The 13,967-nt window shown below is 38.2% G+C and carries 16 protein-coding genes; 10 read left to right on the top strand and 6 right to left on the bottom strand.

Features of this window, described 5'->3' with window-relative positions:
• Positions 1–49: 49 nt before the first annotated feature.
• Positions 50–928: a PPK2 family polyphosphate kinase gene (locus F565_RS0118060; RefSeq protein ID WP_020214649.1), complete on the bottom strand. Its 879-nt coding sequence runs from the start codon at positions 926–928 to the stop codon at positions 50–52.
• A gap of 72 nt (positions 929–1,000) precedes the next feature.
• On the opposite strand from F565_RS0118060, the gene F565_RS0118055 reads away from it, so the two are divergent.
• The 3 genes from F565_RS0118055 (at position 1,001) to F565_RS22505 (ending at position 5,492) form a co-directional block, all read left to right on the top strand.
• Entirely contained in the window at positions 1,001–1,846 is an 846-nt protein-coding gene (locus tag F565_RS0118055) for a DUF6929 family protein (RefSeq protein ID WP_020214648.1), read from the top strand.
• 255 nt (positions 1,847–2,101) lie between these two features.
• Entirely contained in the window at positions 2,102–2,614 is a 513-nt protein-coding gene (locus F565_RS0118050) for an RNA polymerase sigma factor (RefSeq protein WP_020214647.1), read from the top strand.
• On the top strand, positions 2,604–5,492 hold the full coding sequence (locus F565_RS22505) for a YfbK domain-containing protein (RefSeq protein WP_020214646.1): 2,889 nt from the start codon (positions 2,604–2,606) through the stop codon (positions 5,490–5,492). The genes F565_RS0118050 and F565_RS22505 overlap by 11 nt, the downstream gene beginning before the upstream one ends.
• A gap of 79 nt (positions 5,493–5,571) precedes the next feature.
• Here F565_RS22505 and F565_RS0118040 read toward each other — a convergent pair whose 3' ends face one another.
• The 3 genes from F565_RS0118040 to rocD all read right to left on the bottom strand — a co-directional run bounded on the left by F565_RS0118040 (position 5,572) and on the right by rocD (position 7,647).
• A complete protein-coding gene (locus F565_RS0118040; protein ID WP_394363239.1) occupies positions 5,572–6,150 on the bottom strand; it encodes a Smr/MutS family protein in 579 nt (192 codons plus the stop codon).
• On the bottom strand, positions 6,119–6,304 hold the full coding sequence (locus F565_RS0118035; RefSeq protein ID WP_020214644.1) for a hypothetical protein: 186 nt from the start codon (positions 6,302–6,304) through the stop codon (positions 6,119–6,121). Before F565_RS0118035 ends, F565_RS0118040 begins: the two co-directional genes overlap by 32 nt.
• A gap of 98 nt (positions 6,305–6,402) precedes the next feature.
• Positions 6,403–7,647 carry an ornithine--oxo-acid transaminase gene (gene rocD / locus F565_RS0118030; RefSeq protein WP_020214643.1) on the bottom strand — a complete coding sequence of 415 codons (1,245 nt, stop codon included), beginning with the start codon at positions 7,645–7,647 and terminating at the stop codon, positions 6,403–6,405.
• Between the two features lie 238 nt (positions 7,648–7,885).
• Between rocD and F565_RS0118025 the strand changes: the two genes are divergently transcribed.
• The 3 genes from F565_RS0118025 to F565_RS0118015 are packed head-to-tail and all read left to right on the top strand — an operon-like array spanning position 7,886 to position 9,644.
• Entirely contained in the window at positions 7,886–8,695 is an 810-nt protein-coding gene (locus F565_RS0118025; protein WP_154652664.1) for a hypothetical protein, read from the top strand.
• Positions 8,696–8,702: 7 nt separating this feature from the next.
• Entirely contained in the window at positions 8,703–9,419 is a 717-nt protein-coding gene (locus tag F565_RS0118020) for a hypothetical protein (RefSeq protein ID WP_020214641.1), read from the top strand.
• 12 nt (positions 9,420–9,431) lie between these two features.
• Positions 9,432–9,644, top strand: coding sequence for a hypothetical protein (locus F565_RS0118015; protein ID WP_020214640.1), 213 nt, complete (start codon positions 9,432–9,434; stop codon positions 9,642–9,644).
• Positions 9,645–9,703: 59 nt separating this feature from the next.
• On the opposite strand, the gene F565_RS0118010 is transcribed toward F565_RS0118015, so the two are convergent.
• Positions 9,704–9,892, bottom strand: coding sequence for a hypothetical protein (locus tag F565_RS0118010; RefSeq protein ID WP_020214639.1), 189 nt, complete (start codon positions 9,890–9,892; stop codon positions 9,704–9,706).
• Between the two features lie 262 nt (positions 9,893–10,154).
• Here F565_RS0118010 and F565_RS0118005 point away from each other — a divergent pair, with 262 nt between their 5' ends.
• Positions 10,155–10,568 carry a hypothetical protein gene (locus F565_RS0118005; protein ID WP_020214638.1) on the top strand — a complete coding sequence of 138 codons (414 nt, stop codon included), beginning with the start codon at positions 10,155–10,157 and terminating at the stop codon, positions 10,566–10,568.
• A gap of 123 nt (positions 10,569–10,691) precedes the next feature.
• Entirely contained in the window at positions 10,692–10,922 is a 231-nt protein-coding gene (locus F565_RS0118000; RefSeq protein ID WP_020214637.1) for a DUF2188 domain-containing protein, read from the top strand.
• 100 nt (positions 10,923–11,022) lie between these two features.
• Here the strand turns inward: F565_RS0118000 and F565_RS22970 are convergent, their stop codons facing one another.
• Positions 11,023–11,196: a hypothetical protein gene (locus F565_RS22970; protein WP_154652663.1), complete on the bottom strand. Its 174-nt coding sequence runs from the start codon at positions 11,194–11,196 to the stop codon at positions 11,023–11,025.
• Between the two features lie 332 nt (positions 11,197–11,528).
• Between F565_RS22970 and F565_RS0117990 the strand changes: the two genes are divergently transcribed.
• The gene (locus F565_RS0117990) at positions 11,529–12,065 is read left to right on the top strand and encodes an AAA family ATPase (protein WP_026300157.1); all 537 of its coding nucleotides are present in this window, start codon (positions 11,529–11,531) and stop codon (positions 12,063–12,065) included.
• 5 nt (positions 12,066–12,070) lie between these two features.
• A complete protein-coding gene (locus tag F565_RS0117985; protein WP_020214635.1) occupies positions 12,071–13,966 on the top strand; it encodes a RecQ family ATP-dependent DNA helicase in 1,896 nt (631 codons plus the stop codon).
• The last annotated feature ends 1 nt before the right edge of the window (position 13,967 follow it).

Genomic DNA, 13,967 nt, shown 5'->3' with positions numbered 1-13,967 from the left:
TATATTTATCTATACACCAGTAATATAAATAAGCAATATTTGTAATTGCCTATTTTTCGTTATTAAGTATTTCTATGTACTTATTTATATTTTCTGTTACCTCTTCGTTTACTTCCGGTTCTTTAATGTCATACTTTTCAAGCTCGTCTAAAATAGTTTTAGCTACCAGTAGTCTCGCCATTTTTTTATCATCAGCAGGAATAACATACCAGGGGGCATGTTCCTTAGAGGTATTATTTATAGCTTCCTCATAATATTTTTGGTAGTCTTTCCAGTAATTCCTTTCGGTAAGGTCGCCGGGAGCAAATTTCCAGTTATGTTTTTTCAGGTCAAGGCGGCGCAATAACCTTTGGCGCTGTTCTTCTTTGCTAATATTCAGGAAAAATTTTAAAATAATGGTGCCATTCTGTGCCAGGTGTTTTTCAAAATTATTAATCTGTTTGTAGCGATCCTCCCATATCGTGGCCGGTATATCTTCAACTTTTTCAATACCCGGCAGGTTTTCGTTTAAAATATATTCAGGGTGCACGCGGGTAACCAGCACATTTTCATAATGCGAGCGGTTAAACACGGCAAACTTTCCCCTATCGGGCAAAGCAATATAGTGGCGCCACAGGTAGTCGTGCTCCAGTTCGGCCGATGTAGGCTGTTTAAAGCTAAACACATTTACACCCCGGGCATTAAAATTTTTAAAAACCTCGCGTATAAGGCTGTCCTTACCACTTGTATCCATGCCCTGCAATACTATAAGTACACCATAACGATTGTTGGCATACATCTTGTCCTGTAACTCACCAAGTTTTTTGCTAATATCTTTAAGGGCATCTTTTTTATCATCGTCTGATGCTTTATTGTTTAGGGTAGTAGGAGAGCCGGCTATAGAAAAACTATCGTTAACCTTAAAATCTTTAGTGTGTAGGGACTTCATGTATAAATTGGATTATCTTTATATAAATATAACAATTAAAACCCTGCTGTGTTTTTAGTAAAACATAAGATTATGCAAAAGTTTACACTCGAGTTATTGTTTCGCATTATAGGCATAGGCTCTGCTTCCGGCCTTTTTTATAACGATAATTCGCTTTACCTCATATCAGATAACAGCCACATGCTTTATCATTACACTATTAATGATGAAACCCTCGATAAAACCCCGTTAGTATTTAAAGATTATGCAGGAGCGTTAGAAAACGTGCCTAAAAAAGACAAAGCCGATTATGAGGCTGTTGCTGCCAAAGGCGACGATTTATATTTATTTGGGTCGGGATCTGGCGAGAACCGCAACCTTATAGGCCACATAAATTATAAAACCAAAGAGGTATACCCACACATAGACGCAACCGACCTGTACCTTGTAATGCAGCAGTTTGGCGATATTACCCCCGAAAATTTTAATATAGAAGCTGCGGTAAACGACGGCGAAGTTTGGTATTTGTTTAACCGCGGCAATGGGTCAAAAGCACAGAACGGTATTTTTACCCTGACGGGAACTATAGACGATACAGCTTTTCAGATAGTGTATAACAAAATTAAATTGCCAAAAATAAAGGGAGCGCAATATGGCTTTACCGATGCTATAAAGGTGGAAGATAAACTCTATTTTATTGCTGCGGCCGAGAGCGGAGAATCTACCTATGCCGATGGCGAAGTGGCAGGCACAATGATAGGTCGGATAAATATTGACAAGATGAAAGTGGAGTTTACCGAGGTAATATCTACCAAAAATAAATTTGAAGGCATAACACTTTACAAAGAAGAAGGCAAAAACCTTGAATTTTTGCTTTGTGAAGATACCGATAAGGATGATACCGAATCGGATATTTATAAAGTAACGATAAAGAAATAAGTCTTCAGTCGCAGTCGCAGTTTTCAGAGTACTGTTGTCAAAACAACGTTTATTGTCGTGGTTAAATATGTAATATATTGATAATATTACTGATACTGTAATAAATTAGTAGTCGAAATGAGACTGAAAACTGGGACTGGGACTGAAAACTAAAATATTTCTGCTAATCATCCCAACCTTTACATAGTTTTTCTGCTCTATGTAACAAAGAGACAAATTGTGATAGACGAAAAACTCATAACAGCATGCAGAAAGATGCACCGTGACTCCCAGAGGCAGGTGTATGAGCTACTGGCTCCTAAACTGTACCACACCTGCAAACGGTACTTAAAAAAAGAGGAACATATAGAGGAGGCAATGGCCGATGCCTTTTATACTATATTTACCAAGCTGGACCAGCTAAAAGAAACCAAAGCCTTTGAGGCTTGGGCGCGAAAAATTGCTGTAAACCAGTGCCTGCTTAGCCTTAAGCGCAATGTAAATTTTAATATTTACATAGAAGATATGGCTCGTGCCGATGAACCTTCTGTTTCGCAAACAGCAACAATTGAAGAAGAAGAACTGCTGCACCTGCTTACTTACCTGCCCGAGGGCTGCCGTACCGTATTTAACCTTTTTGCCATAGAGGGCTTTTCGCATAAAGAAATAGCCGCCATGCTGGGCATTAGCGAGGGAACATCAAAATCACAATTAAACGTCTCCCGCACAAAACTTAAGGAATTAGTAAACAACGTTTATTATCAAAACACGAGCAGCAATGGAAAATAAAGATAAAATATACGACCAGTTTAAAGAGGCCGCTACAAGGGCCGAAGAGAAAGGCTTTGCCCGCATGGATGCCGTATGGAACCGTGTGGAGGAAAAGCTGGATGCCAAAAAAGAACGCCGCGCTGCCATTTGGTGGAAATATACCGGTATAGCTGCCCTGTTCCTGTTGTTTATGGGCATAGGCACTTATCTACTTAATAACAACGACCCTGTATTAGCCCCTAAAGCGCTGCCAGAACATAATGTAACGGTTATAGATACGGAGAAAGTTAAGGAGGTAGTTAGACCGGAAATTAAAATAAAAGATAAGATTGAAGTTGTTACAAAAGCGAATGTTAAAGCCCGGAAAACAAATACAGAAGGCCACATTCTTACTGCGGAATCGGCAACAACTAATACAGATCCTGCAGTAGAATATTCAGCATCGCCTGCAGCTGCAAAATCGGCACCTGCTTCCATATATAGGAAACCTATAGTATTTACGGGTATTATAACCGACGAGCAGGGGTTAGCTATTCCGGGGGTTACTGTAGTTGGAAATGATAAAAGTATTGCTACCCAAACTGATTTTGATGGTAAATACTCCCTGCAAACTACCGTGGGCGATACCTTAAACATGAGCTTTATAGGTATGAAAGAGCAATCTATTGTGGCAAACTATAGTAATAATTCTCGCAACGTAGCTATGGCAACTAACACTGCCGAATTAAATGATGTGGTAGTTGAGGCATACAGGACAACAACAAAGGCACAAAGCAATGTAGCAGTTACAACTGTAACAGCTAAAACCATAGAAAGCAGGCCAAATGCTACTCCCGTGCAAAGTTTACAAGGAAGGGTTGCAGGAGTCGCGATTCAACAGGGTAATTCTATAACCTTTGGTAATGCAAGAAGTAAAAATAAAGAAAATTTTAAATCAGCTAAAATAAAACTTGTACCCGGTACTAAAGTAGTAAATGGTGTGACCAATATGTGGATTGCAGATGTGCCAAATACACAACAGGGATATCTTTCTGATGTGGATAAGGAAGTAGAGAATCAAATTGGTAAAGGTGCTGTTGTAGCAGGCAGGCCAAATGCAACTTTTGTTAAGACTTTACAGGGAGAGGCACAGGGATTAAATATTTCTACAGTTGCGGGAGCGCCGGGAAGTAATAGTAAGATTTCTATAAGAGGTGTTTCTTCTATACAAACAGGTAATGAACCGTTGTATGTAATTGATGGAGTACCGGCTAATGCCAATGCGTTTAGAAAAATTGATGCGAATAATATTGAATCGATTAGTGTGCTTAAAGACGCAAATGCGATTTCTTTATACGGTAACAGAGGTGTAAATGGTGTTGTAATCATCAAAACAAAGAAGCTAACACGCAAGCAAATAAGGGAACTTAAAAAAGCAATAAAGGAAGATAAAGAGGCAGGATATATAGATAATGCAACAGGACAATTTGTACCAATCGATAAAATAAAAATAGATCAGGAAGAGTATGAGTCGTTTGAAGAAAACAAATTTGAGAATCCTGCTACCGCGCCACTTTCCACATTTTCTATAGATGTAGACAATGCATCCTACACTAATATTCGACGCTTTATAAACAATGGGCAAACGGTTCCTAAAGATGCTGTTAGGGTAGAGGAGATGATCAACTTTTTTAAATACAGCTATCCGCAGCCTACGGGTAATGATCCGTTCTCTATAAATACAGAATATAGCGATGCTCCGTGGAACCCCAAACATAAACTGCTTAAAATTGGTTTACAGGGCAGGGAAATAGCCACTAAAGATTTACCTGCATCTAACTTTGTATTTCTTATAGATGTGTCGGGTTCCATGAACGATGCTAACAAGCTGCCACTGCTTAAACAGTCTATGAAAATACTGGTTAACCAAATGAGGCCTATAGACAGGATAGCTATTGTAGTATATGCCGGTGCAGCGGGATTAGTATTACCATCTACCAGTATTGCCGATAAAGATAAAATTATAGCTTCGCTCGATAATCTTAATGCCGGAGGCAGCACTGCCGGAGGGGAAGGTATAGAGCTGGCTTATAAAACTGCCCAGGATAATTTTATAAGAGACGGGAATAACCGTGTCATACTGGCTACAGACGGGGACTTTAACGTAGGAGCTTCTACAGATGATGATATGCAAACTCTCATAGAGGCTAAGCGCAAAAGCGGCGTGTTCCTTACGTGCCTGGGTTACGGTATGGGCAATTATAAGGACAGTAAACTGGAAACCCTTGCCGATAAAGGTAATGGCAACTATGCCTACATAGACAACATGCAGGAAGCCGGCCGTTTTCTTGATAAAGAATTTATAGGGTCTATGTATGCCATTGCAAAAGATGTAAAAATACAAATAGAGTTTAATCCTAAACACGTGCAGTCGTACCGATTGATAGGTTACGAAAATCGCAAACTTCGCGACGAAGATTTTGCTAACGATACCGTTGATGCAGGCGAACTTGGCAGCGGCCATACTGTTACAGCACTTTACGAAATTATTCCCACAGGTGTGCAAAGTGATTATTTTGCGCCAAATGCAGAACTTAAGTATAGCCAGGTGCGGGCTGCAACAGGAAATTATAGCGATGAGTTGGCGACTATAAAATTCAGGCACAAAAAACCTGACGAAGATAAAAGTACAGAGATAATTAAAACGATACCTAACAGTATAGTGGCTCCTGACAGGACTTCTGCCGACTTTAAGTTTGCTGCTGCTGTAGCCTGGTTCGGATTAAAGTTACGGGATTCTAAACTTATACCTGCTAAACAACCGGCTGCTATTAAAGAACTTGCAAAACAAGGTTTATTATATGACCCGGAGGGTTACAAGGCAGAATTTATACGGCTTGTAGATAGGGTTGAGTAAAAAAAACAGAAAAGAGGCTATCCATTATTACCTGGATAGCCTCTTTTTTATCGAATATTTTTTTTGTGGTAATAGTTAATTATCGGTTAGGGTTTTGCTTAATATAAACCTCTGTAGCGCCAAGGCCATATTTTTGATAATCAGCATCCCTAAAGGTAATGCCTTCGTAACGGCCTAACATAAAGTCGAGTTCGGCTTTAAGCACGCCTTCACCCACACCGTGAATAAATACCACTTTAGGCATTCGGTTTTTAATGGCAAACTCCAGTTGGCGCTTGGCAGTATCTGCCTGAATGGTTAATATGTCGTAGTTGCTCATACCGCGCTTATTGGGCACAAGCTTTTCTATATGCAGGTCTATCTCTAATACAAAGCCTTCGCCTTTTTCTTTCTTTTCCTTTACAAAGCTGCGTTTTTTTGGTACTTCTTTTTCACGCAAAACCGAGTGTACGCTTTGGTTAGCAAAAAAAGAGCCCATCTCTTTAGTATTGGCAATGGCAACCAGTTCATTTTCTTCAAAGGTCAGGTCGAAACCTTCGGTGGTTTCAATTAAAACCTTGCCATTTTTATATCCTTTTACCTTTCCGCTAAAAGAATCATCCAGAACTGTAACGGTATCTCCGGCCTTAAACTTCATCATCATTGTTGTTAGAGTCATGTTTGCCGGGTACCTTGCTCATTAGCCTCATAAGCCCCAGCATAAAAATAATTATTGCAACAACCATTATTATAACATTAGGCCTGGCCAGCGATTGCTCATACAATGCCACAAAAGCCGCAGCAAACATTAGTATTATGTAAATGGTTTTCATGCCGTAAATGTAGTAAAATAGAATAAAAAATCCCTCAATGTTTTACAAAGAGGGATTGGTAATTATAATCAAAGTTGTATCCGTAAACCAGTTTAGGATTACTTTTCGAAATCTTTAAGCGTTTTTGTTATAATACTCACACAATCCAGTAACTGTTCCTCGTTCATAACTAATGGCGGTGCAAAACGGATTATGTTACCATGAGTGGGCTTTGCAAGCAGGCCATTGTCTTTAAGCGCCATGCAAATATCCCAGGCAGTAGAGCTGTCGTCGCTGTCGTTAATAACTATGGCATTAAGCAGGCCCTTGCCGCGCACAAGTGTTGCAATATTGCTTTGGGCAATATAATCATTCATTTTCTCACGGAACAGTTCGCCTAAAACAGTAGCATTTTCGGCAAGGTTCTCGTCGGTTACCACTTCCAGTGCTGCTATGGCAACAGCTGCTGCAATAGGGTTACCGCCAAAGGTAGAGCCATGCTGCCCCGGCTTAATAACGTTCATTACCTCGTTATTTGCCAGTACTGCCGAAACCGGATATACACCACCCGACAGCGCTTTACCTAAAATTAAAACGTCCGGCTGTACATTTTCATGGTTAACAGCAAGCAATTTCCCTGTACGGGCAATGCCCGTCTGCACTTCATCGGCAATAAAAAGAACATTATACTCTTCGCATAGTGCCTTGGCTTTTGCCAGATAACCATCGGCAGGAACATATACGCCTGCTTCTCCCTGAATAGGCTCTACAAGAAACCCTGCAATATTTTGAGATGATGATAAGGCCTCTTCTAAAGCAGCAATATCATCATAAGGTATTTTTATAAATCCTGCCGTATAGGGGCCAAAATTTTTACGTGCATTTTCATCGTTAGAGAACGATATTATGGTAGTGGTCCTGCCATGAAAGTTGTTTTCGCAAACAATAATCTGTGCTTCCTGTTCGGCAATGCCCTTGCGCTCGTAAGCCCATTTGCGGCAAAGCTTTATAGCTGTTTCTACAGCCTCAGCACCTGTATTCATTGGCAATACCTTATCATAGCCAAAGTAATTGGCAACAAACTCCTCATACCGGCCCAACTGGTCATTATAAAAAGCGCGCGATGTAAGCGTTAAGGTTTGCGCCTGGTTAATAAGGGCATTAATAATTTTTGGGTGGCAGTGCCCCTGGTTTACTGCAGAGTAGGCCGAAAGGAAATCGTAGTACCTTTTACCATCGGTATCCCAAACATATACACCTTCGCCTTTGGCTAAGACCACGGGTAGCGGGTGGTAATTATGTGCACCATATTTGTTCTCTAAAGCAATGGCATCTGCAGCATTTAATTTTTCTAAAACAGACATTCGAATTGTAATTTTATTTTCACAAAAAAGCAATTCCTTCTTATGGGAGAGAAATCATCCCTTTAAAGCATGCAAATTACTAAAAATAAATGTATCCGCTGTTTAGTTTGTATTAAATGCAATTTTAAAGCATATATGTAACCTCTTATAACTAATAGTTATGGTTGTATATAATAATAAACGCGGGGGTAATACAAATCTGTTAATTTTAATATATTTGATAAACAATAAACACCTTATGATAAAAAATTTACTCCTTGTTATCCTTACATTTTATATGGTTCCTGCTGTAAGCCAGGAGAAAGAAAAACAGGCCATTTTAGACGAGGCTACGCTCCTGTACAACTCTGAACGCGCTTCATGGCACGGGACAGATATTTTTATGGCTAAATTTCCCGAGAAAAAAGATAAGATAGGCGGTTATTTTTCCTACTCTGTTGGTAAATTACATACCTGTTTATTTTTCGATAAAGAAACATCGCCAAATGTACTTGCAACTATAGCCTTTAACGACTCTTTTGTTGTAGAGGCAGCGGAAGTTAACAGCAATAACAGAAAACTAAACACATTAGAAACAGATTATTACACGATAAGGCAAAAGGCATTGGCTCTTGCCCAAAACGATAGCCTCTTTAAGGTTTATAATAACACTAACCTCAATTTTATACCGGTTATTGCAGGCAATTCTAAAAAAGTATTTGTACTTACCGGGCCTTCTATAACCGGTGTAGTTGTTTTTGGTAATGATTATCTCATAGAATTTGATAAGAAAAACAACATCACATCTAAAAAAGCGCTGCATAAAAACATTATTCCTATAAATTATTCAGACAGTGAGAATGAGATAGCAACCATGCATAACCACCTGCCCGAAACAGGAGAATTTATTACTGCTACAGATGTTTGCACACTAATGCTGTACAGCCAGTACACGCATTGGTCTCAGCATCTTGTGCTTTCTAAAAAATATGTGTCTGTATGGGATTGTGCTAAGGAAAGCCTCTTAATAATGACTACTGAAGCCTGGGAAAAAATGACTAAAGATTAAAATTATAATGAAAGAATATAAACGGTCTGATGAAGGATTCAGGTTATTAAAGAGGAAATTTTTACTATTATTTATACCCATAATTGTAGCAGGGACGGGTATACCGCTATATCAGAGTAACACAAAAGAGCCTAATTGGTTTGTAAGCTTATTACCGGTTATAATATTAATAATAGTTTGGGCAATCATGTTATTCAGGATGATTGCTAAATCAAAATCCTTATATTACAGTATTACCTTTGCTGCAGATGATAAAAGTATTACAACTTATGAGCAAGCTAAGCCTCCTAAAACTATTTATTATGATACTATAACAAACATTGCAAAAAATGGAAAGGGTACTATAATAATAACATCTGCCCTGAATAAAATAATTATCCCTGCCGATGTAGTGGGTATACAAGAGATTGAATCAGGGCTGCAAAACATTATCTACTTTGATTCAAGATCCAATCTTCCAACAATATGGTCGAAATATAGCGCTGTAATAATAGCATTGCTGCTGCTATTTTTCTTTGTAATAGTGTTTACTCAAACGCACCCCGTAGTAGTGGGCATTAGCGGAACTATAGTTGTGTGTACTTTAGTGTATTGTTTTTTTAAAGGATATAACAAGAAAGATATTCCCCACGAAATAAGAAAGAAATTATGGTTTGTGTGGCTGCCAATATTTGCCACTATAGTACATATGGTAATAAAGATAACAGGCATGTTGCCTGAATGAGCGCAATAAAGTATGAAAAAAATATTGTTGTTACTACTGCTTCTGTTGCCCATAATATCTTTTACAGGTGCTAACGATGTCTATATTTGTAAAAGTAAGGGCGCGAAAAAATACCATCTTATTAAAGATTGCCGCGGGCTTAGCAATTGTAAAACCGAAATAAGCAAAGTTACATTAAAGGAAGCACAGGGTCAGGGTAAAGACCTTTGTGGTTTTGAAAAGTAAGTAAAACAAAAACACCCTTTAGCAGTGCTAAAAGGTGTTGTATTATTATTGCCAATATATTAATATAACTCGGCAAGATAGTAAACTTGTTTATCGGTGTAAACCTGTTCGTCCCGGCCTTTGCTTGCAGAGCAGTTGTAGGTTACAGAGCCATCTTTATCATGATTGATTTTCCAAACCGTTAATGCTGTTTTTAAACCAAATTTACCTGCCTGGTAAACCTCGTCGTTAATGCTAAACTTTATCATTTATAAGTATTTATGTAAAGGTACGCATAATAAAATCAGCAACTGCCGTTTTACTGTATTACTTTGTATTGAACTCATCTTGACTTTTTTCAATTGGCTGCAAAATGATCTTTTTGCTCCATATTTTACCTGTTTTATTATTCCGTAACGCAGCTATGCAACGCAAAAAAGCCAAAATCTAAAGCCAAAATTTCTATTTTTCACTTCAGTCAAAAACGTCAGGACGAATCATTGACTAACTTTACACCAACAATATTAAAGTATGAAAAATTTTATCTGTAATGTATTTCTTATTTCTCTAATAGTTTTAATTACTAATAGTTGTAGTAATAAAATAGAGAATTGCGATGAAATAGAATTGATTAACCGATGGAGTGACTTCAACGGGGGCTTGCCTTCTATAAAAGTATCTGATAAAAAAGATATCGATTATATATGCAGCCACTTAAATGCAATAACTGAGAAAGAGGACGTAATGGTAAATTATAGTTATGGTTATCTCGAAATTAGCATTAATAACAGTCCGCGATATATAGAAATTTTTTTTACACAAAATCATGGTGTATTGTATCGCATTGGCATTGGTAGCTTTGGTTATGATGATGAGCTTACTGATTATATCATGAAGATGTTAAAAATAAAAAGCAGGGTTTGGAGAGAAAGCGATCGCATTTAGCTTACTGCATATATAAGTAAAGTATTGCAAAATAATTCACTTATATTATTTTAATGTTAAAAGCCATAGATTCAGCCTGTTTTAGTCTTTACATTAGATAAAACAAAACCAACATTAAAAAGTATGGCTACAAGAAAAACGTATCATGTTACCCATGTTAACGGACATTGGCAGGGTAAATTAGAAGGTGCAGAGAGGGCGTCTGTAACGAGCGATCATAAAGATGAAGCTGTTGCAAAAACAGTAGAGATAGCAAAAAAGAATTTGCCCAGTTCTGTAAGGATACACAAACTGGATGGCACTATTGAAGACGAACGAACTTTTATGGATGATCCTTACCCACCAAAAGGATAAGAATTACAAACCCTGCAATTAGCAGGGTTTGTATTTTATAGATAAGGCGTAAAAAAGCACGGTATATACCGCGCTTTCTATATATCTAAAGTAAAGTCAATTATTTAGATAATCCGTATAAACCTATGCATACCAATAGTACGATAAGTGATGCCACTCCTAATTGTATGTATGTCATAATAGTGTCTTTCCTGTTGAAAGACTGGTAATGCATATATTTCATATCTCTTCCCTGTACATTACCAAAACTGTCGATAGTTTGTGATTTCTTCATAGCGCATTAAATTTTGTAGAGTAAAGTTATATATTGTATTGCATAAACTAAAATTGTTTAACAATAACTTAGGTAAATATAGTTTATTTATATGCATAACTTAAAAATATAATTAAAATTGTATGTAATATTTCTAAAATTAACTTGTTTGTGTCGCTAATTACCAGTTTGAAATATTCTTTGTAAGATAATGATTATCAAATATTGTTAAGGGGTGTAATCTGATAGTAAATGGTGTTGTTATGTAGATTATTATGCCGCAGGCTCTAAAAAAAGCAAACTGTTTTTATAATCAGTTATCTTTAATTAAATTTGCTGCTTATATAAAAACTGTGGGCAAGGAAATTGTTGTACTTATTGGCGGACCCGGATCGGGCAAGACTACATTAATAGAAGCATTAACAGGTAAGGGGCACACTTGTTACCCTGAGATTTCACGCGAGGTAATACACCAGGCGCGGGAGCAGGGCATAGAGCAGCTTTTTTTAGAAAAACCCTTGTTGTTTAGCGAGTTACTTTTAGAAGGCCGCAAAAAACAATACCATACTGCGGTACAGGATGTGGCTCCTACTGTTTTTATAGATCGCGGTATACCAGATGTATTGGCATACATGCACTATATAGGCGACAGTTACCCGGCATTTTTTGACCAGGCATGCCGCGACCATATATACACAAAAATATTTTTCCTGCCACCGTGGGAAGAGATTTATACTGCCGATGATGCCCGTTATGAAAACTACGAACAGGCTAAACTAATAGCGGTACATTTACAGGAAACCTACAAAAATTACGGCTACGATTTAATAGAAGTGCCAAAAGACACGCCTGATAACAGAATTCTTTTTATCTTGGGGCATCTTTCATAAAACTTATGCAGCAACAGGCGCTCGATATCCTGAAAAAATACTGGCAGCACGATACCTTTCGCGACCCGCAGGATAAAATTATCCAGTCGGTGCTAAATGGCCACGATACTTTTGCACTAATGCCTACGGGCGGCGGCAAATCGGTCTGCTTCCAGGTGCCGGCCATAATGCAGGAGGGCTTGTGCCTTGTTATATCGCCATTAATTGCCTTAATGCACGACCAGGTACAAAACCTTGAAAAGCGCGGTATAAAAGCCATTGCGCTTACGGGACGCCTCTCTGTAGACGAAATAAGCGACCTGCTGGACAATTGCCGGTTTGGTAATTATAAGTTTTTATACCTCTCGCCGGAACGGCTTGAGGCCGACTGGATAATAGAGCGTATAAAAGAGTTGCCCATAAATCTTGTTGCTGTAGATGAGGCGCATTGCGTATCACAATGGGGGCACGATTTTCGCCCGGCATACCTTAAAATATCTGCATTAAAAAAGCATTTGCCACAGGTACCTTTTCTTGCGTTAACGGCATCGGCAACGCACAGGGTTCAGCAGGATATTGTTACACAGCTGGATCTTACTAAACCTTTTCTGTTTAAAAAATCATTCTATCGCGAAAATATTGCGTATATGGTTTTTGATACCGAAGATAAATTGTACAGACTTCAGCAAATGCTTACAAAAAATGCCGGCCCATCTATAATATATGTACGCAACCGTAAATCATGCCATGATGTATCGCAACAATTAAACTCATTAGGTTTCAGGGCAACATTTTATCATGGCGGCCTTAAGGAAAAAGAAAAGAATACCAATATGCAGGCCTGGCTCAATGAAAAAGTGCAGGTTATTGTGGCTACTAATGCCTTTGGTATGGGGATAGATAAGCATAATGTAAAAACCGTTATACATATTCAGCTGCCTGAGAATTTAGAAAATTACTATCAGGAAGCGGGCAGGGGAGGACGCGACGGGCAAAAGGCGTTTGCTGTACTGCTTGTAAATGCATCTGACGTTAAAACTACCCAAAGCCAGTTTATAGATGTCTTGCCCGATAAAAAGTTTTTAAAAGAGGTGTACCTTAAACTTAACACCTATTTGCAAATAGCCTATGGCGAGGGTATGGGAGAAATTTATCCTTTTAATTATAACGACTTTTGTCATAAATATAAATTTCATCCTGTTAAAACCTACAATGCCCTGCAATTTTTAGACAGGCAGGGAGTGCTCACGCTCTCTAAAGAATTTACAGAGAAGGTAAACCTGCAGTTTATTATTCCCAGTAAAGAGGTGGTGCGCTACATTAGCCTTAACCCGGCCGAAGAAGAGCCAATATTAACGATACTTAGAAATTATACAGGTATTTTTGATATGGAAACGGTTATTAATACTGCTCTAATTACTAAAAAGGCTGCTATTACCGAGGCAGAACTTATTATGCTTTTGCAAAAACTGGAGCAAAAAGGCGTGGTTACCTTGCGTACATCTGGTAACGATAGTAGTATTACCTTTAACGAAGTTAGGGAAGATGAGCATACCATAAACCGCATATCTAAATTTCTGGTTCAGCAAAACGATATAAAGGTGAAGCAGTTTGAAAGTGTAATACAGTATATAAATAATACCACCCGCTGCAAAAGCCGCCTTATACTGGATTATTTTGACGAAGAGAATACTACAGATTGTGGTATATGCTCATATTGTATTGCTAAGAACAGAAAACCTAAAAACCCGCTGGAAATGGCAACAGCCATAATGGAATTGCTTAAAGATAATGTGCTTAACTCCCGCGAAATAGAAAGCAATTTGGGCTTCACGCCCGAAGAAACGGTATTTGCTATACGGTTGCTGCTGGAGCACAATAAAATTATGATGAATACAAACAACCAATATACCCTTAAGTAAA

Origin of the sequence: Flavobacterium rivuli WB 3.3-2 = DSM 21788 (assembly GCF_000378485.1) — a bacterium.
In the GTDB taxonomy this organism is placed as follows: domain Bacteria; phylum Bacteroidota; class Bacteroidia; order Flavobacteriales; family Flavobacteriaceae; genus Flavobacterium; species Flavobacterium rivuli.
This window is presented reverse-complemented; position numbering and strand designations above follow the sequence as displayed.